Genomic DNA, 22,599 nt, shown 5'->3' on the forward strand with positions numbered 1-22,599 from the left:
TGACGGCAACGCACGAGTTGGTGGTGCCGAGGTCGATACCGATGACTTTTGCCATATCTCCAAAATTCCTCTTCGTTGCGGCAGACCGTCCGGACCCTTGCTCAGGCCGGCGTCCGGTTTATCCTTTGGCCTCCGGGTGGAGGCGGTTGGAGTGCGGTCCCCAGGAGAACGATTGATTATGCGGGCTTATATAGGGTGGGCTTTCCGGCGCGCAAAGGGCGCCCGCCACCGCCGCAGGATCAATTTTGGGGGCTCCTGGTTTAACACCTCTCACGGGCGCCGGCGCAAGACATTGCGCCGCCCGCCCCCTATCTGCGGGCCCTTGCCCGCGACCGTCAGATCATGCCCGCGTCGGGCCACTTCGGTCCGAGCTGAAAACCCTAGAGCGCGGTTATTTTTATCCAAATCGGAGCCGCACTCCAGGATCGGCCCTCAGCCGGCGTTGTCGTTCCCAGCCTCCGGATCCCGGGACGTTTCGCCGCCAGCCCCGTCCTGGGCCTCGGCCGGAGCCTCCCGGCCCGGCTTCGGCCCGCCCTTGGCCACGACGACCATCGCCGGCCTCAGCACGCGATCCTCGATCAGGTAGCCGCACTGGAACACCTCGAGGATGGTCCCGGCCGGAACCTCGGTGTTCTGCATCTCCATCATCGCCTGGTGCTGATGCGGATTGAACACCTCGCCTTTGGGGTTGAGCCGCTTGACGCCGTTGCGCTCGAGCACGTTGAGGAACTCGCGCTCGGTCATCGTGATGCCGTCGACCAGGCTCCGGAGCGCGCCGTCCTCAGCCACCGCATCGGCCGGGACGGCCTGGAGCGCCCGCTCGAAATTGTCCGCGACCGCCACCACGTCGCGCGCGAACTTGCTGATCGCGTATTTCGCGGTCTCCTCGCGCTCGCGCTCGGCGCGCTTGCGCAGGTTGTCCATCTCGGCATGCGAGCGCAGGAGCCGGTCGGTGAGGTCGGCGATCTGCCCCTGCAGGGTGTCGACCTCGGCCGAGAGGCGCAGCGCCGCCTCGGCCGGATCCGGCGCCGCCTCGGGCCCGCCGGAAGCCTCCGGTCCGGGCGCATCGGGGTTTGTGGTCTCGTCAGCCATGAAATCTCCGGTCGAAACGAGGGGTTGAGGGCCGGCGCGTCCGGGCCGGAAAGCGGCGCGGGCGGTCGCGGCAAGATGCGCCCGATATCAGCCGCTAGAACAAAAAAATCAAGTCAGCACGCGGCTCACCAGCCGGGCCGTGTAGTCCACCATGGGAATGATTCGCGCGTAGTTGAGGCGCGTCGGCCCGATGACGCCGAGCACGCCGACCACCTTGCGCTCCGTATCGTGGAACGGCGCCACGATGAGCGAGGATCCCGAAAGCGAGAACAGCTTGTTCTCCGAGCCGATGAAGATCCTGACGCCGTCCGCATGATCGGCGAGCCCCAGGATCTGCGACAGATCGCGCTTCGTCTCGAGATCGTCGAACAACTGCCGGATGCGCTCGAGATCCTCGATCGCCGTCAGGTCCTTGAGCAGGTTCGCCTGCCCGCGCACGATCAGGCTCTTGCGGTCGTCGACGGACCCCGACCATTCGGCAAGGCCCGCCTGGATCACCTTCTGCGTGAGCTTGTCGAGCTCGGCCCGCGCGCGCCCGAGCTCGACCTCGACCGCCGCGCGCGCTTCCCCGATCGTCAGGCCGCGGATATGCGCGTTGAGATAGTTCGCGGCCTCGACCAGCGCCGACGGCGGCAGTCCGGCCGGGATCTCGATCAGGCGGTTCTCGACGTTCTGATCTTCGTCAACGAGCACCACGAGCGCCTTGTTGGGCTCGATGGGGACGAAATCGATGTGCTTCAGGCGCGCGATCTGCTTCTCGGCCAGCACCACGCCCGCGCAATGCGAGAGGCCGGAGATCATCTCGCCCGCCTCCGTCAGCACCTGGTCGAGTGATTTCGTGCGCTTGACCGCGATCTGGGCCTCGATCTTACGCCGCTCCTCCGCGCTGAGGTCGCCGACCTCGAGCAGCCCGTCGACGAACAGGCGCAGGCCCGACTGCGTCGGCAGCCGGCCGGCCGACGTGTGCGGAGCATAGATGAGCCCCGCATGCTCGAGATCGCTCATTACATTGCGGATCGAGGCCGGCGACAGCGTCATCGGCAGGACGCGCGCGAGGTTGCGCGAGCCGACCGGCTCGCCCGTCGCCAGATAGCTGTCGACGATCTGCCTCAGAATGGTGCGCGAGCGCTCGCTGAGCTTCTTGATCTCGGATTGCGGTTCGGACATCGGCGCATCATGACCTGGGTCGAGTTCCCAAAGAGCCTAGGAAATGGCGAGGTTTCCCGTCAATGCAAGACAGGGAAAGCGGATACGCCATGCACCGGTAACCTTGAGCTGCGGGTCACAAGTCTGCGCAATTGATATTGATCCGGCAGGAACGCTCCCGTAGGTTCGCGCAAACCGCACGGCCGGGGAACGAAAGGGCTTTTGCCCGCCGTCCCGGCACTGAGACATTCCACCAACAGACACGAGCCCCCATGCGCCCGTCCAAACGTCAGCCAGGCGAGCTTCGCCGCGTCTCTCTCGAGCGCGCGGTCTCCATGCACGCCGAAGGCTCCTGCCTGATCAAGTTCGGCAACACGCACGTGCTCTGCACGGCGAGCCTCGAGGAGCGCATCCCGCCCTGGCTCAAGGGCCAGGGTCGCGGCTGGGTGACGGCCGAGTACGGGATGCTGCCGCGCGCGACCAGCGAGCGCACGCGCCGCGAGGCCGCCGTCGGCAACCAGTCCGGCCGCACGCAGGAGATCCAGCGCCTGATCGGCCGCGCGCTGCGCGCCGTCGTCGACCTGCCCAAGCTCGGCGAGCGCCAGATCTCGATCGACTGCGACGTGCTCCAGGCCGACGGCGGCACGCGCACGGCGGCCATCACCGGCGCCTGGGTGGCGCTCTACGACTGCATCCAGTGGATGAAGCTGCGCGACATGGTGAAGGACGGCGTGCTGCGCGACCACGTCGCCGCCGTCTCCTGCGGCCTCTACAAGGGCACGCCCGTCCTCGATCTCGACTACGCCGAGGACTCGTCGGCGGATGCGGATTCGAACTTCGTCATGACCGGCGCCGGCGGCATCGTCGAGGTGCAGGGCACGGCGGAGACCACCGCCTTCAGCCAGGAGAGCTTCGATCAACTGATGGTGCTGGCCAAAAAGGGCATCGCCGAGCTGGTTGAGCTCCAGAAACTGACGGTGGCGTGAACGAAGGTGGCAGGCAGCCCGTGAGGTCGTGGTTGCCGTTCCCCGCGGCCTGCTGCCCGGACAATGGCGCACGGCGCTCACAAGCTTGATATTCCTGGCAGCTTTGACCTAATCCCCTCTCCCCGCTCTTTCGGGGAAAGGGAGAGATGCGCCATGACCCCGTCCCGCATTCTGGAAACCGTTCTCTATGCGCGCGACCTCGCCGCAGCCGAGGACTTCTATGGCCGGGTGCTGGGCCTCAAGCTCCACGTGAGAAACGAAGGCCGCCACATCTTCTTCAAGCTCGAGAGAGAGATGCTCCTGATCTTCAACCCCGACGTGACCCGGAAGCCCGGAAGCGGCCCGCTGGCGGTGCCTCCCCACGGCGCAATCGGAGACGGACACGTCTGCTTTGCCGCGACCGCCTCCGAGCTCGACACTTGGCGCGACCGTCTCGCAAAGGCCGGCATCGCGATCGAGGCGACCGTCGAATGGCCGGGCGGCGGCCGCTCGATCTACGTCCGCGACCCTGCCGGCAACTCGGTCGAGCTTGCCGAGCCGCGCATCTGGGGGTTCGCGGAATGAAAGAGCTCGCGCCCGGCAGCCGCCTCGTCGTCGCCAGTCACAACCCCGGCAAGGTGTGGGAGATCAAGGAGCTGATCGCGCCCTACGGCTTCGATGCCGTCTCGGCCGGAGACTTGAAGCTCGCCGAGCCCGAGGAGACGGAGACGACGTTCGAAGGCAACGCGCGTCTCAAAGCCCTCGCCGCGGCCGCAGGCTCCGGCCTGCCCGCACTCGCCGACGACTCCGGGCTCGAGGTCGATGCCCTCGGCGGCGCGCCCGGCATCTACTCGGCCCGCTGGGCCGGCCCCGGCAAGGACTTTGCCCTCGCCATGCAGCGCGTGCACGACGCTCTCGCCGAGAAAGGAGCCTGGGATGGCCTGCCGCCACGCGCCAACTTCATCTCCGTGCTCTGCCTCGCCTGGCCGAGCGGCGAGAACCGCCTGTTCGAAGGCCGCGTCTACGGCACGCTGCGCTGGCCGCCCCGTGGCGGCAACGGCTTCGGCTACGATCCGATGTTCGTCCCCGACGGCGAGCGCTTGACCTTCGGCGAGATGGAGCCCGCGGCGAAATACGCCATCTCGCATCGCACCCGCGCCTTCGAGGCCTTTCGCCGCCACTGCCTCGAGCACGTCCCCAAGGCGGATGCCCCGGCCGCTGGCGGACGCGATCTCGAAGCCCTCGAGGCGGCCGCCCGCAACCTGTCGACCCAAGCCGAACTCAAGCGCTTCATTGCCGGCCTGCGCGAGGATCTTGCACGGAACGGCAGCGCCTGGACCACCCAGGATCTGGCCGGCTTCCTCGCCGCCCTTGAAACCGCCACCGCCGCCGCAGACGTTCCGGACGCAGAGCCCCGCTGGCGGACGCTCGCCCGTGCGCTCCTGGCAGCGAGCCGATGAATTCGACATTATCTGTTCTGACGTATCTGGACTCCGGCCTTCGCCGGAGTGACGGAGTGTCTATGGCAATCGGATCGCCCCAATCTCAAACGTCATGCCGGCGGAGGCCGGCATCCAGACACCTCTCCGGTTGGCTGCAATGGAGCCCCGCTCTGCGCTCCGCTTGGCGGGAATGACGGAAGGGTACTGTTGATGGGAACGCCGGTGACGAACGACACGCCGGGCTTCGGCGTCTACATCCACTGGCCGTTCTGCGCCCAGAAGTGTCCCTACTGCGACTTCAACAGCCATGTGCGCTTCGGCGGCTGGGACGAGCCCCGCTACCTTGCCGCCTATAAGCGCGAGCTCGACCACGTCGCGCACCTCCTCACCAACGCCTCTTCCCCTCCCGGCCTCCCCCACAAGGGGGGAGGGGAAAAAGCACGCGTCGATTGCCACGGCACCCCACACACCTCTCCCCATCGGGGAGAGGTAAAGGGAGGCGCAACACGTTCCCCTCTCCCCAGTGGGGAGAGGTCGGAATCGATCTTAAGATCGCTTCCGGGTGAGGGGGCACGCGCCACGCGCACCGTCACCTCGATCTTCTTCGGCGGCGGCACGCCCTCCCTCATGAAGCCCGAGACCGTGGGCGCGATCCTCGATCACATCGCAACTCTCTGGCCCGTCGCGCCGGACGCCGAGATCACGCTCGAAGCCAATCCCGGCAGCGTCGAGGCCGCGCGCTTCGCGGGCTACCGCACGGCGGGCGTCAACCGCGTCTCGATCGGCGTGCAGTCGCTCCGCGAGGCGGACCTGAGGCGCCTCGGCCGCATCCACTCGGTGGACGAAGCCAGGGAAGCCCTCGCCATCGCGCACCGCACCTTCGACCGCGTCTCCTTCGACCTCATCTACGCCCGTCCCGGACAGACGCCCGCAGACTGGCGCGCCGAGCTTTCGGAAGCGCTCGCCCTGGCCAGCGGCCATCTCTCGCTCTACCAGCTCACCATCGAGCCCGAGACGCGCTTTGCCGACCTCTACGCCAAGGGCCGCCTCGCGATTCCCGCAGCCGAGGACGCGCACGGGCTCTACGAGCTGACGCAGGAGCTGACCGCCGCCGCCGGTCTCAACCAGTACGAGATCTCGAACCACGCCCGCCCCGGCGAGGAGAGCCGCCACAACCTGCTCTATTGGCGCTATGGCGAATACGCGGGCGTCGGCCCCGGCGCGCACGGACGCCTGCGGACGCCGGGCGCGCACCTCGCCACCTCGACCGAGCGCACCCCCGAGCGCTGGCTCGAACGCGTCGAGGCCGCAGGCCACGGCGTGACGGAGACCGAGACCCTGTCGCCCGAGGCGCGCGCCGACGAGATGCTGCTCATGGGGTTGCGCCTCGACGAAGGCATCGACCTCGACCGGCTCGCGCTGATCGGCGGCCTTGCGCCGCACGCGGCAACGGTCAGGGGCTTGATCGGGCAAGGTTTCATCGAACGAATCGAGCCGCCGGACCATGCCCCCGGACTGGACGAGATCCGCGCCTGCCTCGGCCCGGGCCTCGCCCCCGCCGCGCCATCGCCGCCAGCGTCCCTCGGCCGGATCCGGGCCACGGAGAAGGGCCGCTTCGTCCTCAACCGATTGGTGCTCGAACTGTCCGCAAGCTTCGAGCCGGTCGCACCCGTCGCCGCGCCGCGATAGACATTTCGCCCGCCGCCCACTAATCACCGCGCTGGCGTCAGGGGCGCTGGTGCCGCGGGCAGGACGCAGCAGGACCCCACCGGGGTCGGGGGAGCACGCGAGCGATGATGCGGCGGCTGTACGATTGGATGATGGCAAAGGCCAGGAGCGAGCGCGCGCCGCACGCACTGTTCTGGGTCGCCTTCATCGAGAGCTCGTTCTTCCCGATCCCGCCGGACGTGATGCTGATCCCGATGGTGATCGCGAACCGGCTCAAAGCCTGGTGGTACGCAACCGTTGCCACCATCGGCTCCGTCATCGGCGGCGTCTTCGGCTACCTGATCGGCTACTTCTTCTTTGAGCAGATCGGCCGCCCGATCCTGGAGTTCTACGGCAAGGCCGAGAGCTTCGGCCAGTTCACGAGCTGGTTCAACGATTGGGGCGTCTGGATCCTGATCATCAAGGGCATGACGCCGTTTCCCTACAAGGTGCTCACCATCACGGCCGGCGTGACGCATATGCCGCTCGTGGAGTTCATGCTGGCAAGCGTGATCGCACGCGCCATGCGCTTCTACCTGGTCGCCGGCCTGCTCTATTTCTTCGGCGAGCCGATCCGCGAGTTCATCGAGAAACGCCTCAACGTCGTGACGACGGTGTTCATCGTGCTGCTGGTGCTGGGCTTTGTCGCCATCAGGTATGTGTTCTAAGTTGCGTACTTACTAGTTGACGGAGCGTAAGGGAAACATGCTGTTCGAAACGCCGCAACGGACGTCCGCCTATCGCTACGGCGGCCTCACGCTCTTTCTCGCGACCGCCGTGATCCTGGCCGCGCTCGCCTTCCAGTATCTGGGCAGTTATGCACCCTGCCCGCTCTGCCTGATGCAGCGTTACGCCTACTACGCAGCGATCCCGCTTCTCTTCATCGCCATGGCGCTCTCCTCCGAGATGCCGCGCCTTGCGGCAGTAATCTTCCTCGCCGTGGCGCTGGCCTTCCTCGCCAACGCCGGGCTCGGCATCTATCACGCTGGCGTCGAGTGGAAATTCTGGCCCGGGCCTGACACGTGCGGCACGGCCCAAGCCCTGCCGACCGACGCCGCCGATCTCCTGAGCAGCCTCAGCGCCACCCGCGTGCCCCGCTGCGACGAGGCCGTATGGACATTTGCCGGCCTGTCGATGGCCGGCTGGAACGCCGTCGCCTCGCTCCTGGCCTTCGCCGGCGCGCTCAAAGCCGCCACCCTCGCGGCACGGGCCCGGACCGGCTGAGCGCCGCTGACTCAACGTCTTCCGGTTATCAACAAGGAACCCGGCCGAATAAAAATCGAGCCGGCTGAAGCGCTTGCGTGCGACGCATGTGGCTGCGTCACATCAAGTCAAGATCATTTCGCGCGCCAGTCGTTTTTGCGCCCTCGCGTGGCCACAGTGTCACGGTTAATTTGATTTCATTCGCGGAACACAAAAGGAACGTCTGTTGTGAGCGTACCGCGTCGGACCCCTTTGAGTGAGCGTTGCGTCAGTTGCGTACCGAGTATCGTTGCGTTGCGTAAGCGTGAGTTGCGTCCTGGTCCCTTGCGGACCTTCGAGTTGCGTACAGGCGTTCTGCGTTGTGGTTTGGCGTACCCCCCTCAATCCCCCAAGGACACGCTTGCGGGCGTGTTCGAACGAATGAGGCGAGCTGCTCGGACGAAAAAGTTCGCGTGTCTCTCCGAGCGGCTCGCACTCCCCCCCGAGTTCAAGCGTTCAAGTTCAAGCGTTCAAGTTCAAGCGTCTGAGTTCAAGCGTTCGCGTCGAAGCGTCTGAGTTCAGGAATTCGAGTTCCCCAGAGCGTTGCGTTCCGGCCCGTGGCCGGCAAGCGTCGAGCGAGAGCGTTCGCGGCACGAGCGTGTGCCGGTCATGCGTGCCCCGTTCCTGCGTAGCGTGACGCCGTAGAGTGTGAGTGAAACCGATGCCGTATGAAGAGAGTGCGTGGCGTTCGTTGCAGGATGTGATCGGAAGCGTGCTCGAGACCGCCGCGAGAGGCCCTGAGGGCCACGGCGGCGCGATCGAGGAAAGCGAGCGGGGTCCGGTCGAAACCCGCAGATAGCGAAGTTCGACCAAGGAATTCCGGGGCCGCGGTCCTCGAGGCCGAAGCCCCGAACGGTAAGGCAAGCATACCGGACGCTGACGACAGCCCTTTGTTGGTGTCACATGGACCGGTCGCGCGTAGTGGCACTGGAGAGCCGGTGTGCTTGCCCCATGATCTGAGCGTAGCAGTAGATATCAGGAGCGATCGATGATCCCCGGGCATATCAATCCGATTGAATGGCATCAGGCCGTTGGCATTGCGCGCCAGTCGTGCGCCCGCTTCTTCCGCGATGGCGGAACGGCGGAGGACGCCATGCGCGCATTCGGCACCGAGGCGGCAGCAGCCGACGCCGCCGATTGGGGAAAGGCCGTCGAGGCCATCGCCTACGTCCTCTGCGCGAGACCGGAGAAGCGCGCGGCCTGAGCCCGCCGCGCACCCATCCTTTTGCACGTCGTTAGACCTTCCGACTTTGGCCCCGGGCAACCGGGGCCATTTTTTGCGCCCACTCTCCATTGCTCTGCACTTGCAAGGAGAGCGGGAGTGGCGGTGGATGTTGAAGTGCGAAGCAAAGCAAACACCCCTCCACACCATGACCGCCGATCGCGCAGCGATGCTCCGTATCGACAGGCGGCCATGGTGTGGTTGTTGGAGGCCGTCGCTACGGTTCGAGCTCGGTATCCCAGTAGAGATAATCGAGCCAGCTCTCGTGCAGGTAGTTGGGCGGGAAGAGCCGTCCGTTGCGATGCAGCTCGAAGACCGTCGGCCGGTACGGCATCTGGAACGGGCGCATGCCAGCGTCCCACGGCATCTCGCCGCCCTTTTTCAGGTTGCAGGGTGCGCACGCGGTCACGACGTTGTCCCAGCGCGTCTGGCCGCCGCGCGAGCGCGGAATCAGATGATCGAACGTGAGGTCTTCGCGGCAATTGCAATACTGGCACGAGAAGCGATCTCGCAGGAACACGTTGAACCGCGTGAAGGCAGGGTAAAGCGCTGGTTTGACGTATGTTTTGAGCGAGACGACGGAAGGGAGCCGCATCTCGAAGCTCGTGCTCCGGACCGTCCGGTCGTACTCGGAGACGATGTTGACACGATCCAAAAAGACGGCCTTCACCGACTCCTGCCAGCTCCAGAGCGACAACGGATAGTAGCTCAGGGGCCGGAAGTCGGCGTTGAGAACCAGTGCCGGAAACGCTTCCGGCGTGGCAGCATGAGCATTCACGAGCTTGCTTCCAGTCGGTTCGTCGAATCGGGGCGTCACCCCCGCCGTGGCGTGCGGATACTAGCGACGCATGTCAGCTCTGTGAAGGTCCATGGGCTCGTTCGGAGCTTTCAGTGTCGGATCAGCAGGATGACCCCATTTATTACGCAGCGAACGGCCCTTCGGATGACCGTTTACGGCAAGGGATCGCGCCGCGCGTAGAACGACCAGAGAAGGCGAGCGGCCACCCCGCGCCAGGGCCGCCAGCGCTCCGCGATCTCCATGAGCGCAGCCGCATCGGGCCGGCCGTCGAGCCCAAACGCACGCTCAGCCGCGACCTGCAGCGCCAGATCTCCCGCCGCAAAGCCGTCCGCATGGCCGAGGCAGAACATCGTGTAGATGTCTGCCGTCCAGGGGCCGATGCCGGTGATCGCAAGCAGCGCCGCGCGCAAATCGTCATCCGCCTGCGGCGTCTCGAGGTCGAGCGCACCCGCCACAACCGCCTCCGCAACCGCCCTCAGCGTCCTTACCTTGCCGTGCGAAAGCCCAACCCCCTTGAGCGTCGCGGTCTCCTGCGCCAGAAGCGTCGGCGCATCGAACGGATCGACGGCGGCGGCCGTCCGGATCCAGATCGCACCCGCACTTGCGATTGAGAGCTGCTGGCTGACGACCACCTGCGCCAGGCCGACGAAACCGGATGTCGTGCGCCGGAGCGGCGGATCGCCCACGAGGTCGTGCACGCGGCGCATCACCGGACAGCGCCGGCGCAACGCGCGCGCGCCCTCCCGGATGTCCGCCGCGGTCTCGATCACGCGCACCTCTGCGCGGGAAGGGCGCTTCGGCACGCGTGCGTTTCGTGGACGATCCGGCTTCGGCACGGCGGTCGCGCTCCTCGCTTTTCGTCATGCGCGACCCAAAGTAGGGTGGGAAGCTGGAGATTGGAATGTCCCGCTTCGGAAGGAGCGTCATGGGATCGGCATACGGCAGCGTCAGGCGGAGAAGGGCGGGCGCGAGGCGCCTCCCCGTGTCGAATGCGTCCCAGCTTTGCGCGCCGGACGGGACTCGGATCCGGCCTCGAGCGGCGGGAAGAGGAGCACAATGAGCGCGCGTCCCGTCCTGCGTTTCGCGCCGAGCCCGAACGGCGAGCTGCACCTCGGCCACGCGCTCTCCGCGCTCACGGGCTTCGACATGGCCGAAAGGCTCGGCGGCCGCTTTCTCGTCCGCATCGAGGACATCGACATCACGCGCTGCCGCGAGGATTACGTCACCGGGATCTTCGAGGATCTCGCCTGGCTCGGCATCGCGTGGGAGGAGCCTGTCCTGCGCCAGAGCGCGCGTTTCATGACCTACAGCGCTGCCTCCGACTGGCTCCTGAAGCTCGGTCTTCTGTATCCATGTTTCGCGACCCGCGCCGAGATCGCCGAGGCGACGCAAACCGCAACCGCTCCGCCTCCTCTCGATCCCGACGGCACGCCGCTCTATCCGGGGCTGCACAAGATCCTGCCCAAGGAGGAGATTGCGGCGCGCCTGTCCCGCAACGAGCCGTTCGCGCTGCGTCTCGACATGGACCGTGCGCTCGATGCGCTCGAAGGCATCACCGGCCGGCGCTGCATCAGCTTTACGGAGATCGACGCGGACGGCAACGGGGAGCGCATCGAGATGGATCCGGCCGACTGGGGCGACGCGGTCATCGTGCGCAAAGACGTGCCGGCGAGCTACCATCTGGCGGTCACCGTCGACGACGCGCGCCAGGGCGTCACGCACGTGACCCGCGGCCACGACCTCTATGCGGCGACGAGCCTGCACCGTCTCCTGCAGATCATCCTCGGCCTGCCCGAGCCGCTCTATCATCACCATCGGCTGCTGACCGACGCCCACGGCCACAAGCTCTCGAAGAGCGCCGGCGCTCCGTCGTTGCGCACGCTGCGCGCGCACGGCTTGGACAGGTTGCAGATCCGACACCGTGTGGGGCTGGAATGCAACGCACCCGAGGAACCGTTGGGTTATGATCGCGTCGTGGGGAATCTTTCGTAAACTAAATTTTCAGATGGTGAGTCATGGGGTTGTTTCATACACTTCAACCCTGACACCCACCCCGATGCTCGGGCGCCGACGTGAAGAGGAAGCCGCGCAAGTCCCGGCCGAAGACGAAACAGCTGCGTGCTGAGGCACCCGCGGCGGCCTCGAGGCATGCGCGGACCTCATCCCGGCAGCCGGCACCCGCCGCGCCCGTGGCGCGTCAAAGACCCAAGGCCCGGCAGCCCATGAGGACAGCGGGGGTTCGGTTCGCCTCCCTGGCCAAGACCGTGCGCCGCCGCATGCCGGGCGGGCTCGGCGCTGCGGCGGGCCGGTTGCGCGCCAGCGCTCAGGCCGCCCTGCGCGCCTACTCGCGCGACGAGCGCGAGGTGTTCGCGCTGCTTTTCCTGCCGTTCCTTCTCGCCGCCTCGGCGATGGGGCTGCATCAGTCCCTGCGCGCGATCGAGAGCCTGACGGCGATCGCCATCCCGGACCAGGAGGTTCTGCCCCTCGCGCCCGGGCCGACGCAGGACGTGCGGCTGGCGTCTGCGCCGCGGGTGCCGATACACACGGCTCTTCCAGTGCGCGCCGATCTGGCGGCGATCCGCACGGCGCCCGAAAGCCTCGTCGTCGCCCGCCCGGGCGAGGTTCTCGCAGCGGCACCTCTCGGCATCGTCGTCGCGGCCGTGACCGCCTCCGACAGCGCGCCTCGGCCAGCGCGCGAACGCGCGGAGACCGTGCCGCCCCTGCTCGGGCCTGTCCCAGTGTCGTCCACGCCGGCGCGCGAGCGCGAGGACACGCAATTGGCCCTGCTCGGACCCGTCGGCGGGACCGGCCGCAGCCTGGCCTCCCGCACGCCTGATCCGATCGAAGTGCTCGAAGCAGGCGAGAACGGCGAGCCCGTTCACGCCGGCGTCTGCACCGTCGCCGAGCCCCCCCGGCCCGCAACATCCACGGCGTTGTCCCACGGCGAGACGTTGCGCCCGGCCGACCCCTCCACCTTCGGCCTCCGCCTGGCCAAGGCCGCCGAAGCACAGGTGGGCGGCCTCGTCATCTACAACGATGCCTATCGCAACATCTCCTACCCCATGGGCGACGTGAACCGTCTGTTCGGCGTCTGCACCGACGTCGTCGTGCGCGCCTATCGCACGTTGGGCCTCGACCTGCAGGCTCTCGTGCACGAGGCACGCGCCGGCACCGGCGATACGAGCATCGACCATCGCCGCACGGAGATCCTGCGGCGCTTCTTCGCCGCCCGGGGCGAAAGCCTGCCGGTCACGACCTTCCCCGAGGACTATCGCCCCGGCGATATCGTCACCTACCATCGCCCCCAGAACCGGGGCGCGCGCGCCCACATCGCCATCGTGTCGTCGGTCGTGGCGCCGTCCGGCCGGCCGATGATCGTGCACAACCGCGGCTGGGGACCCGAGCTCGAGGACGCGCTCTTCGTCGACCAGATCACCGGCCACTACCGCTATCGCGGGCCCGCCGAGACCCGGAATGCCGGCGGCAACGGCAGAGGCGCGCCGGCATGGACCGTCACGGTGCCTGTTCGCCCCGCGGCCTACGCCACGGAGCGTCATGGGCCGGAGGCCCGCTGACGGCACGGCGCCTCCCCATCCGGCCCGCAGGCCGGATTGTATGCGCCGCCCATCCGCAGCGCTTATTAGCCATACGGTTTCATCATTGATTCCATGACCGCTTGAGCGCTCAACGCGCATCGGAACAGAATTGCCTTGCGCAAATACGCGAATAAGCTCACGTTTTAAGCGCCCATACAAAGCTGCGACCCAGCTCTGCGGCGCTTCGCGTCGCGACGGGCCTCGCGTTGAACCAACAGCGCATCATCATGCAATTGCGAAGGCTGCCCCTCCGTATCGAACCGCTCGGACCGTTCTGGTTCGAGGATCTGGTCTTCTTCGTGGTCGACGAAAGCCGCCGTCTTTCGGCACGCGCGGCTAGAGCCGCAACCCGTCTCCGGCGCATGACCGGCGAGACGGCCGGGATGGTGGCGGCGGTTAACCCGACCCAATGGCTCAACCCTCCCCGAACGGCGCCGCCGGCACCGAGCGCCGTGGCGCGCCCCGAGGTGCCCGCCCTGGAGGCGCCGGAAGCCTGGGCGCTCGCCACCGGGCCGCTCGCCACCGCCGGGGCCGGCGCGAACGCCGCCGTGACCTGTCACGCCGCAGCCGGCGAGCAGCTGGACGCGCTCATGTACGTCATGGCCCGCCTGCGCGATGACCTCCGCCCGATCATGACCACCTCCCGTTTCGGAGACGGCACCATCGGGCGGCTGCCCGATCCGAAGGCGCTCGACACCTCGATCGAAGCCCTGCTCGAGCTGTCGCGCAGGAACGAGGCGACGCGCCCCAGGGACCGCGTGCGCACCGCCGCCTGACAGGACCTGTCCCTTCGCCATTCCAAAGATGGCGCAAGCGAAAGCGCCAAGGCCCCCGCTCCCGCGCTTGCCGCGCCCCGCGCGGGGCAGCATTCTGCGCACCGCTCCGGATTGGCGGAGGCGACAGCAGGATGACGACGACGGCATGACCGAACCAGAACAAACCCGCGCCCGCGCGAGGCCCGCCGATGACTGACGAGCCTTCCGAGAAGGCGGCGGACGGCATCTCCGCAACGGTGGGCCGGGTCGCCTTCGAGATCGAGCGACAGCTCGGCCTGCCGCTCGCGCCGGGCCTCTACCTGGTCGCAACGCCGATCGGGCACCTGGCCGACATGACGCTGCGCGCCATTGCGATCCTCGCGCGCGCCGACATCGTCTATTGCGAGGACACGCGCCGCAGCCGCACGCTGCTCGCTCACTACGCCGCCCGCACGCCGCTTCGCCCGTATCACGAGCACAACGCCGAGGAGCAGCGCCCGCGCGTGTTGAAGGAGCTCGCCGACGGCCGCGTCGTGGCGCTGATCAGCGACGCGGGCACGCCGCTGATCTCCGACCCCGGCTTCAAGCTCGTGCGCGAGGCCGCGGCCGCCGGGCATGCCGTCACGGCCGTGCCCGGCCCCTCGGCCGCGCTCGCGGCGTTGACCGTCGCCGGCCTGCCGACGGACGCATTCTTCTTTGCGGGCTTCCTCCCGGCCAGGGGAGGCGCGCGACGATCGCGCCTCGCGGAGCTGGCCGCGATCCCGGCCACGCTCGTTTTCTTCGAGGCGCCGACCCGCACCGCCGACACGCTGGCCGATCTCGCGGCCGGGCTCGGCAACCGCGAAGCCGCCCTCGCCCGCGAGCTGACCAAGCTGCACGAGGACGTCCGCCGTGCGCGCCTCGCCGATCTCGCCCAAGCGTTTGCCCTCGCCCCGCCCAAGGGCGAGGTCGTGATCGTGGTCGGGCCGCCCGAGGCAGGCGAGGTCAGCGACGCCGAGATCGCAGCGCGGCTGGCCCCGGCGCTCGAAACCCTGAGCATTCGCGATGCCTCGCGTCTCGTCGCCGAAACGCTGAAAGTCCCGAAGGGCCGTGTCTACGACGTCGCGCTCGGCCTCAAGCAGCGCGAGCGGAGCTGACCGCATGGGCTGGCGCCGTGCCACCGCACCGGGCGAGCGAGGCCGCGACGCGCGACGGTCCCGCGAGCGCCAGGGCCGCCATGCCGAATGGATCGCGGCCCTGAGCTTGCGCCTGCGCGGCTATCGCATTCTCGGAATCCGGGAGAAAACCCCGCTCGGCGAGATCGACCTCATCGCCGTGCGCGGCCGGCGCGTGGCTTTCGTCGAGGTCAAGCGCCGCGCCACCCTGGAGGCGGCCGAAGCCGCCATCTCGGCCGCCCAGCGCGCCCGGATCCGCAGAGCAGCCAACCTCTGGCTCGCCCGGAACGAGCGCTATCGGACCTGCGAGCTCGGCTTCGATATCGTTTTTCTGATCGGCGGCCGCTGGCCCCGTTACATCCCGAACGGCCTCTAACCGGCCCTGCCTCCACACGAATAAGTGTTATTGCCGGCACTTCCCGGCGTCACCCGGGATGAATTATACGCTACTGTGTTACACGGGGGGTGACCAAGCAAACCCAAACGAGGCACGTGGAGGTAAAACGCGATGACAAGATGGACTGCCGCGCTGATGGTGGCCGCCGGGACTTTATACGTGGGAGCCGGCACGGCCTCAGCCGCGAGCCTCGTCTCCGCCAAGAAGCTCGAGATCAACGTCGACGAGGCCAAGGCCGAAGCGGAGCGCTTAGCGCTTTGGGACAAGGTCGGCAGATGGTGCGCCATCAAGGACTGGCACCCCGCGATCGCCGGCTGCGAGGAAAGCAAGGAGGGCGGCGAGACCTTCCGCACTCTGACCCTCAAGAGCGGCGGCACGATCCGGGAGAGGCTCGTCGACACGGGCACCGCGAGCTACCGCTACGAGATCATCGAAAGCCCGCTCCCGGTGAAGAACTACGAGGCCCAGTTCTCGGTCACGCCCGATGACGACGATCTCGACGAGATCAACGTCGTCTGGAGTGCCACCTACGACGCCGCCGACGGCAAGGACGACAAAGAAGCGCGCCAGACGATTGACGGCATCTTCAAGGACGGCATCGAGAGCATCAAGGCCAAGTACGGCACCGCTGACGATGACGACAAGAAATAGGATCGTGCCCGGCCGGGCATGAGAACGGAACGGGGTGCGATCCGAAAGAGATGGCACCCCGTTTTCGGCGGACGACACGCCGCAACTGCGCGTGATGGCGTTCGACACGCGGAGGCGCCGGACCGAGGAGGAGAGGTCGCATGAGCAGGCTCTATGGACCGCAGCATCGGGAATTGCAGGATCGCTTCGCGAGCCGGCCGATGGCCGACCGCATCGAGCTGATCGCCGCCAAGACGGAGCTCGACGACATGGCACGCGCCTTCATCGAGAGCCGCGATATGTTCTTCCTCTCCTCGGTCGACCATCACGGGCGGCCGACCGTCTCCTACAAGGGCGGCGATCCGGGCTTCGTGCGCGTGCTCGACGCCAAGACGCTCGCGTTCCCGAGCTACGACGGCAACGGCATGCACTACTCCACGGGCAACATCGCCGCCCACGCCGAGGTCGGCTGCCTGTTCATCGATTTCGAGAAGCCCTTCCGGCTGCGCCTTCAGGGATGCGCCGAGCTGGTGCACGACGGGCCCATCATGGAGATCTTCCAGGAGGCCGAGCTCGCCGTGAAGGTGACCGTAACGGACGTGTGGATGAATTGCCCGCGTTACGTCCACCGCTACAAAAAGGTGGCCGCCTCGCGCTACGTGCCGCGCGCGGAGATCGAGACGCCGTTCTGCGAGTGGAAGCGCATCGATGGCTTGCAGGACATCCTAAGGACGGGCGAGCTTCAGGCCCTCGAGAAGGCGGGCTCCATCACCCAGGACGAATGGATGGCCCACGTCCTCGCCGGCGACGATAAGGCCTGAGGGCCCCGGAGAGTCTACGGCGCCGGGGCCGGCCGAAACCGGCGGCGCCCGCCCGACCGGAGCTCTCTGCTCCGGACCGGCGGCAACTGCCGCGGTCTTGCGCGGGCGCACCCTTGTTATGCTAGACAGCCTGGACCATGAACGCTTCGGACCCGATCGGCCCGAAGCCCCTCATCGGTCTCGTCAAAAGCTTGGAGCCCGGTCCCGGGCCAGATCCGAGAGCGCCCCATGCCCCTGCGCGTTGCCTGCCAGATGGATCCCATCGAGCGGATCGATATCCGCGGCGACAGCACGTTCGCCATCCTGCTCGAGGCCGAGCGCCGCGCGCACGAGATCTTTTATTATACGCCGCAGAACCTCGCGCTCGACGGCCGCGACCTCGTCGCAGCGGGTCACCGGCTGAGCGTCACGGACACGGTCGGCGCCCACTATCGGCTCGGACGTCACAGCCGCGAGATCCTCTCCGATTGGGACGTGGTGCTTCTGCGCCAGGACCCGCCCTTCGACATGGCCTACATCACGACCACGCATCTCCTGGAACGCATCCACCCGCGAACGCTCGTGGTCAACGATCCAGCCCACGTGCGCAACGCCCCGGAAAAGATCTTCGTTCTGGACTTCCTGGATCTGATGCCGGCGACGCTCGTCACACGCTCCATGGACGACGTGGCCGCCTTCCGCCGCGCACACAAGGACATCATCCTGAAGCCGCTCTACGGCAACGGCGGCGCGAGCGTGTTCCGCATCCGCCCCGAGGATACGAACCTCAGCTCCCTCGTCGAGCTGTTCCAGACCGTGTTCCGCGAGCCCTTCATGGTGCAGGAGTACCGGCCCGAGGTGCGCGCCGGCGACAAGCGCATCATCCTTGTCGACGGCGAGGTCGCAGGCGCCGTCAATCGCGTGCCGGCCGAGGGCGAGACGCGCTCCAACCTGCATGTCGGCGGCACGGCGGCCAGAACGGAGCTCACGGAGCGCGAGCGCGAGATCTGCGCCCGCCTCGGACCCGAGCTGAAACGCCGCGGCCTGATCTTCACCGGCATCGACGTCATCGGCGGCTACCTCACCGAGATCAACGTCACCTCGCCGACCGGCATCCGCCAAGTGAAAGCCTTCGGCGGCGTCGACATTGCCGCAAAGATCTGGGACGTGATCGAGACCAAGGTTGCCACGCAGAAGGCCACGCCCGCGCACTGAGGCTCGGAGCGTCCGCTCCATGACGAGCGCGTCCACGTCTCCAATACGGGATGGGCGAACGGCCCAGCCGTCGGCCGTCGATCTCATGGCTCCGAGCTGTGCCCCCAAAGGGCCCCTGTGGAAAATTCGGACGGCCCGCCGCGAGGCGACGGAAATCCCGCACCACGACGTTGGCTCTTCGGGATCGCGGATGGGCCGGGGCACGTCGATGTATGGATCGATCGCGACAGTGGCATTCGTGGGTGTGGAAGCGCGCCCCGTCGAAGTGCAGGTGCGCATCTCGCCGGGCCAGCAGGCATTCGCCATCGTCGGCCTGCCGGACAAGGCCGTTGCCGAGAGCCGCGAGCGCGTGCGCAATGCCCTCCACGCGGTCGGGCTGGGCCTGCCCTACAAGCACATCACCGTCAATCTCGCACCCGCCGATCTGCCGAAGGAAGGCAGTCACTTCGACCTCGCCATCGTGCTTGCGCTCATGGTTGCCATGGAGGCCATCGCGCCCGACGCGATCGAGCGCTACGCCGCCGTCGGCGAGCTCGCCCTCGACGGCTCGATCCGCCCCATTCCCGGCGCGCTGCCCGCGGCCATCGGCGCCAACGCCATGGGCAAGGGCCTCATCTGCCCGGCCGAATGCGGGCCAGAGGCTGCATGGGCCGGAGAGGACACCGATCTCCTCGCCGCGCCGCACCTCCTCTCGCTCGTCAACCACTTCAAGGGGCTGCAGACGCTCGCACGTCCGAAGCCGGCGCTCGCGCGCAACCCCGCCCAGCTTCCGGACCTGCGCGACGTGCGCGGCCAGGAAAACGCCAAGCGCGCCCTCGAGGTCGCGGCGGCCGGTGGACACAATTTCCTCATATGACAAACTATGGACCTCAATCGCGAACGGCTTTCTCGGCCTACCAGCCGATTCGCCGCCGCGCCTCTATGGAGAGGTCCTATGTCTATCACCGCGAACCGCATCAGCGGCACTCGCATCATTGTCGGCGCATCCGCCGCCACGCTCGTCGTGGCTTCGGCGGGCTTCGGCGCGTTCTACGCATGGACGACCGGCAATCACCACGGCCCCGTGCTCGGAGCCCTTTCCGTCCTCATGGCGCTGGGTCTTGAGGGAGCAAAGCCGCTCGCCATTGAAGGCGTGTTCGCCGCGCTCCGGTCATGGTCCCTCGGCCGCGCCATCGCCATGGCCGCGCTCGGGCTTGTCGCCGTCGCTTACAGCCTCACGGCGGAACTCTCCCTCATGGCCTCGATCCGCGCCGACAATGCTGCCGCAAGGACCCTTGCCGGTGACACTGCTGCCGCCGCTCGCGCTCGCTACAATGACGCCAAGGCGGAGCTTGCCGCGCTCCCCGCCGCTCGCCCCGCTGGCACCGTAGCCGCCGAGATCGAGCGCCTGAGGACGACGCCGGGGCTTGTCTCTTGCGACGACACGACGGCCAAGGGCTACGGCCCGATCACCCGCCGCGTCTGCGCCGAGATCGCGACCCTACGCGCGGAAGGTGAAACTGCATCCCAGCGCGAGCACCTTCGCCAAGCTCTCGCCGCCGCCGAGCACGACATGGCCACCACGCCGCCGACGACCAAGAGCGACCCTGCCGCGTCCGCCCTGGCGACCTACCTTGCCGTGTTCGGAATATCAGTTGCCGTCGCAAGTCTCTCGGATTGGCTCGCTCTCATGCCGGTGCTTGCCTTGGAGATCGGGTCCGCCTTGGCGCTGGTGCTGGTCAACGGAACGCGCCTTGGAACGGGAGCCCCGAAGCATGGAACACAAGGCACCGCAGAAGCCTCGCAGGGCCGCCCTACAGGCGTTCCAAGCGTCTCAAAGGGGGTGAGTGAGGGTGCCGCTAAAGATCCGCCAGAGAGCGATACCGTAGGGTCCGCGCAAGAGCCTCGGAACGCGCCTCTAAGGGCCGCCTTGCTGACGCATCTGCGGGACGCCGGGGGCTCGCTTAGGACCGGGCAACGCGCTCTTGCAAAGACCCTAGGCGCGTCCACCACCGAGTTGCATCGGACCCTTCATGCGCTCGCCGCGACGGGTGTCATCGCCCTCAACGCTGCGCCGACCGGGACCGAGCTTCGCCTAGTCGCGTAGGGCGGACGGCCCAAGTCGCAAAAACACTGAGGCCCGTCCGTCCGTATGAACATTCACGACCAACCTCAACAAGGGAAACGAGCATGACGACCCCGACGACTGAACCGACCTCCGACTATCTCCCCGGCGAAGCCCTCACCGCCACCATGACGGCTCATGAGTACCTTGCCCGCTTCGCCCCGGACGATCTCGCCCACGCCTACGATGTCGATGCGGCTACTGCGGAGATCGAACAACGCGGCCACGAGGAGGCCCGGCGTCTCAACATCCCCCTCTCGCTCACTGGCCATTATCCGCCCGTGGTGTGGGAATTGGAGCGGCTGCGCAATTGCTAGTCCCACGGGAGCCGTAGAAGGCGGCGGGCTTTGTCCTGGCGGCGCTGGGATGAGGCCGGGCAACTGAGACCCGCCTCCGAGGGCTCCGCACGATCACGTTAGACCAAATGAAAAGGGCCCTTCGCGGGCCCCTTTCCTTATGCGCTCCTACTGGCCGTGTCGGCCCTGTACGCAGTCTCTCGTTTCAAGCCCCGATCCGTCATTGCCCGGTAGACCGATGACCGGCCAATCCCGAGCTTCTTAGCCACGGCGGTCGGGCTCTCACCTGCCGCCAGCATCGCTTCGACCTCACCGGCCTTAGCCCTGGCAGTGGGCTTGCGGCCCTTGTACTTGCCTTCGGCCTTCGCCTTGGCGACCCCCTCGCGCTGACGCTCCAGCATCATGGACCGCTCGAACTCTGCGACCGACCCGAGCACGTTCAGCATGAGCTTTCCCGTGGCCGTGGTCGTGTCCAGGTTCATGGCGAGGATGCGGAGCCCTGCCCCCTTCGCCTCGATCCGATCCACGATAGCCAGCAAGTCCCGCATCGAACGCGCGAGCCTGTCCAGCTTCGTGACAACGAGACTGTCGCCGTCTCTGAGGTAGTCAATCGCGGCCTCTAGCTGTTCACGCTGAGCGACCGACGACACCTGTTCCGCGAACACCTTGCTACAGCCCGCCGCCTCAAGGTCGCGCTTCTGCGCCTCGAACCCGGCGACCTGCTCCAAGGTGGAAGTCCGCGCATAACCGATCTGCATTGCCGTGCCTCCATTCCCTCGAAGCCATGCACCGCATGACCCAAAGATACAATGGCACACTCATCCCAAAATTGCAATACTATTCATATGGTACATATTCGAGGCTGCTCTGACGGCGCTTCGAGTGAGTCACTAGGGCGGGCTTTATTGGGACGCTGGATAACCTTGCTCCAATGGGTGGACGCATCACAGTCCGTTGCGCATAGCTGAGCCTGCGTGGCGGCGGAGAGATTGGCTATGGGGTTGTTCGATTGGATAAAAGCTGCGATCCGACCCAAGCCGCAGATGCCCGCGCTTTCGCAGGCCATGACTGACACCATTGCTACGACTGTTGCTGTGTGCTCCCGCCAATTTGAACAGTGCCTTGGAAGCGGTATCGCCAAACTGCCCTACATCTCCGACTTCCATGACGACATGGCCGCCACGTACGCCCTGGGCTTCCTTCAAGGTTCCCTCTTAAGCAATCACGCCGACATAACCTGGGCAAAGGGCGACCGCGGATTGGCTGATGTCGGTTGGTATGCGTGTGCTGGCGGCGTTGTAACGGGCATCTTCGATTTAAGCGGGCAGGATGACGCCGCCTACAATCGTGTGATGTCCTGCTCAAATCGCCTACCCCAATTCAGGGGAGAGCAGGCTTCCGGCGATTGGCTAAAGATCGAAATGGGAGGGGGCTCCGACGCAATGGCCTTGGCTCAAGGCAAACCGATGCCAAAGGGTGGGTATCTTCGCATCATCTTGGATGCCAACCTCACGGGCGATCAGAAGGCTAGGATCAAAGCCCGCCTATAGACATGCGACGGGGACGGGAAGCGGGAGACAAACACTCCCCGCCCCGTGCGCAGTCATCGGCACAACGCAGCCAGACACAAACGAGCGAGGCACGTTGTGCGGTGTTCCGCGATCATGCTGCTCGTTGGCGGCGCGGAAGGCCGAATGCAGTACCTATTGGATCGCGCCCCGGTACGGGGGGTTTTGGCCGACCTACAGAATATTAAATAGCCCTTCAAATTTTCGCAGCAAAACATCCGGAAAATGTTTCGTGGGGGAGAAATCCAAAATGGGTCCCTCCCCACACTATTACCTGTCTACGTGCGTCTAAAGCCGCTCAGAACGGCGGCCACGCTCTGCTTCCGCCTTGTTCCATGTCTCAGCACTAATGCCCGACCACCAGCGAAGCCAAAGGGCGTAATGTTCCTGCCGCAACCAATAACGCGCGACGGGCTGAACCGCCCCGGGTTTGCCGGAGGCTGGTTGGTTTGAGTCAGGCGGCGCGTGC

Annotated in this window: 23 protein-coding genes and 1 pseudogene; 19 read left to right on the forward strand and 5 right to left on the reverse strand. The window is 66.6% G+C overall.

The window, feature by feature from the left end:
• Positions 1-432: 432 nt before the first annotated feature.
• Together grpE and hrcA are read right to left on the reverse strand one after the other, a co-directional pair.
• Positions 433-1,092 carry a nucleotide exchange factor GrpE gene (gene grpE / locus V7082_RS16325; protein WP_334150312.1) on the reverse strand — a complete coding sequence of 220 codons (660 nt, stop codon included), beginning with the start codon at positions 1,090-1,092 and terminating at the stop codon, positions 433-435.
• Between the two features lie 108 nt (positions 1,093-1,200).
• On the reverse strand, positions 1,201-2,259 hold the full coding sequence (hrcA, locus tag V7082_RS16330; protein ID WP_334150313.1) for a heat-inducible transcriptional repressor HrcA: 1,059 nt from the start codon (positions 2,257-2,259) through the stop codon (positions 1,201-1,203).
• A gap of 251 nt (positions 2,260-2,510) precedes the next feature.
• Here hrcA and rph point away from each other — a divergent pair, with 251 nt between their 5' ends.
• The 7 genes from rph (at position 2,511) to V7082_RS16365 (ending at position 8,798) form a co-directional block, all read left to right on the forward strand.
• A complete protein-coding gene (rph, locus tag V7082_RS16335) occupies positions 2,511-3,224 on the forward strand; it encodes a ribonuclease PH (RefSeq protein WP_334150314.1) in 714 nt (237 codons plus the stop codon).
• A 153-nt stretch (positions 3,225-3,377) separates the two neighbouring features.
• Complete coding sequence (locus V7082_RS16340; RefSeq protein WP_334150315.1) at positions 3,378-3,788, forward strand: VOC family protein; 411 nt, start codon at positions 3,378-3,380, stop codon at positions 3,786-3,788.
• On the forward strand, positions 3,785-4,663 hold the full coding sequence (rdgB, locus tag V7082_RS16345) for an RdgB/HAM1 family non-canonical purine NTP pyrophosphatase (protein ID WP_334150316.1): 879 nt from the start codon (positions 3,785-3,787) through the stop codon (positions 4,661-4,663). Before V7082_RS16340 ends, rdgB begins: the two co-directional genes overlap by 4 nt.
• Positions 4,664-4,855: 192 nt before the next feature.
• Positions 4,856-6,334, forward strand: coding sequence for a radical SAM family heme chaperone HemW (hemW, locus tag V7082_RS16350; protein WP_334150317.1), 1,479 nt, complete (start codon positions 4,856-4,858; stop codon positions 6,332-6,334).
• A gap of 104 nt (positions 6,335-6,438) precedes the next feature.
• Entirely contained in the window at positions 6,439-7,020 is a 582-nt protein-coding gene (locus tag V7082_RS16355; RefSeq protein WP_334150318.1) for a YqaA family protein, read from the forward strand.
• Between the two features lie 37 nt (positions 7,021-7,057).
• The gene (locus tag V7082_RS16360; protein ID WP_334150319.1) at positions 7,058-7,576 is read left to right on the forward strand and encodes a disulfide bond formation protein B; all 519 of its coding nucleotides are present in this window, start codon (positions 7,058-7,060) and stop codon (positions 7,574-7,576) included.
• A 1,006-nt stretch (positions 7,577-8,582) separates the two neighbouring features.
• The gene (locus V7082_RS16365) at positions 8,583-8,798 is read left to right on the forward strand and encodes a hypothetical protein (RefSeq protein ID WP_334150320.1); all 216 of its coding nucleotides are present in this window, start codon (positions 8,583-8,585) and stop codon (positions 8,796-8,798) included.
• Positions 8,799-9,033: 235 nt separating this feature from the next.
• Here V7082_RS16365 and V7082_RS16370 read toward each other — a convergent pair whose 3' ends face one another.
• The gene (locus V7082_RS16370) at positions 9,034-9,594 is read right to left on the reverse strand and encodes an HNH endonuclease (protein WP_334150321.1); all 561 of its coding nucleotides are present in this window, start codon (positions 9,592-9,594) and stop codon (positions 9,034-9,036) included.
• A 173-nt stretch (positions 9,595-9,767) separates the two neighbouring features.
• Positions 9,768-10,418: a DNA-3-methyladenine glycosylase family protein gene (locus V7082_RS16375; protein WP_334150322.1), complete on the reverse strand. Its 651-nt coding sequence runs from the start codon at positions 10,416-10,418 to the stop codon at positions 9,768-9,770.
• Positions 10,419-10,671: 253 nt separating this feature from the next.
• On the opposite strand from V7082_RS16375, the gene gluQRS reads away from it, so the two are divergent.
• The 11 genes and pseudogenes from gluQRS (at position 10,672) to V7082_RS16430 (ending at position 20,583) form a co-directional block, all read left to right on the forward strand.
• Complete coding sequence (gene gluQRS, locus V7082_RS16380) at positions 10,672-11,607, forward strand: tRNA glutamyl-Q(34) synthetase GluQRS (RefSeq protein WP_334150323.1); 936 nt, start codon at positions 10,672-10,674, stop codon at positions 11,605-11,607.
• Positions 11,608-11,837: 230 nt separating this feature from the next.
• Positions 11,838-13,190: a DUF1287 domain-containing protein gene (locus V7082_RS16385; RefSeq protein WP_334150324.1), complete on the forward strand. Its 1,353-nt coding sequence runs from the start codon at positions 11,838-11,840 to the stop codon at positions 13,188-13,190.
• A 248-nt stretch (positions 13,191-13,438) separates the two neighbouring features.
• Entirely contained in the window at positions 13,439-13,987 is a 549-nt protein-coding gene (locus V7082_RS16390) for a hypothetical protein (protein ID WP_334150325.1), read from the forward strand.
• A gap of 188 nt (positions 13,988-14,175) precedes the next feature.
• Positions 14,176-15,102, forward strand: a complete 927-nt coding sequence (gene rsmI, locus V7082_RS16395) for a 16S rRNA (cytidine(1402)-2'-O)-methyltransferase (protein WP_334150326.1) — start codon at positions 14,176-14,178, stop codon at positions 15,100-15,102.
• A 4-nt stretch (positions 15,103-15,106) separates the two neighbouring features.
• Positions 15,107-15,496, forward strand: coding sequence for a YraN family protein (locus V7082_RS16400; RefSeq protein ID WP_334150327.1), 390 nt, complete (start codon positions 15,107-15,109; stop codon positions 15,494-15,496).
• Between the two features lie 132 nt (positions 15,497-15,628).
• Entirely contained in the window at positions 15,629-16,168 is a 540-nt protein-coding gene (locus tag V7082_RS16405) for an SRPBCC family protein (RefSeq protein ID WP_334150328.1), read from the forward strand.
• Positions 16,169-16,308: 140 nt separating this feature from the next.
• Complete coding sequence (locus V7082_RS16410) at positions 16,309-16,968, forward strand: pyridoxamine 5'-phosphate oxidase family protein (RefSeq protein WP_334150329.1); 660 nt, start codon at positions 16,309-16,311, stop codon at positions 16,966-16,968.
• 228 nt (positions 16,969-17,196) lie between these two features.
• On the forward strand, positions 17,197-18,162 hold the full coding sequence (gene gshB / locus V7082_RS16415; RefSeq protein ID WP_334150330.1) for a glutathione synthase: 966 nt from the start codon (positions 17,197-17,199) through the stop codon (positions 18,160-18,162).
• Between the two features lie 208 nt (positions 18,163-18,370).
• Positions 18,371-19,015, forward strand: a pseudogene (locus V7082_RS16420) (magnesium chelatase domain-containing protein); the annotation flags it as partial.
• Positions 19,016-19,096: 81 nt separating this feature from the next.
• Positions 19,097-20,248 (forward strand): hypothetical protein, encoded by a 1,152-nt coding sequence (locus V7082_RS16425; RefSeq protein WP_334150331.1) that lies wholly within the window; start codon positions 19,097-19,099, stop codon positions 20,246-20,248.
• 83 nt (positions 20,249-20,331) lie between these two features.
• Positions 20,332-20,583: a hypothetical protein gene (locus V7082_RS16430; RefSeq protein ID WP_334150332.1), complete on the forward strand. Its 252-nt coding sequence runs from the start codon at positions 20,332-20,334 to the stop codon at positions 20,581-20,583.
• Between the two features lie 137 nt (positions 20,584-20,720).
• Here V7082_RS16430 and V7082_RS16435 read toward each other — a convergent pair whose 3' ends face one another.
• Positions 20,721-21,320, reverse strand: coding sequence for a recombinase family protein (locus V7082_RS16435; protein WP_334150333.1), 600 nt, complete (start codon positions 21,318-21,320; stop codon positions 20,721-20,723).
• Between the two features lie 237 nt (positions 21,321-21,557).
• Here V7082_RS16435 and V7082_RS16440 point away from each other — a divergent pair, with 237 nt between their 5' ends.
• A complete protein-coding gene (locus V7082_RS16440) occupies positions 21,558-22,112 on the forward strand; it encodes a hypothetical protein (RefSeq protein WP_334150334.1) in 555 nt (184 codons plus the stop codon).
• Positions 22,113-22,599: the final 487 nt, after the last annotated feature.

The sequence above is a fragment of the Hyphomicrobium sp. genome, from assembly GCF_036833075.1.
Classification (GTDB): Bacteria; Pseudomonadota; Alphaproteobacteria; order Rhizobiales; family Hyphomicrobiaceae; genus Hyphomicrobium_C.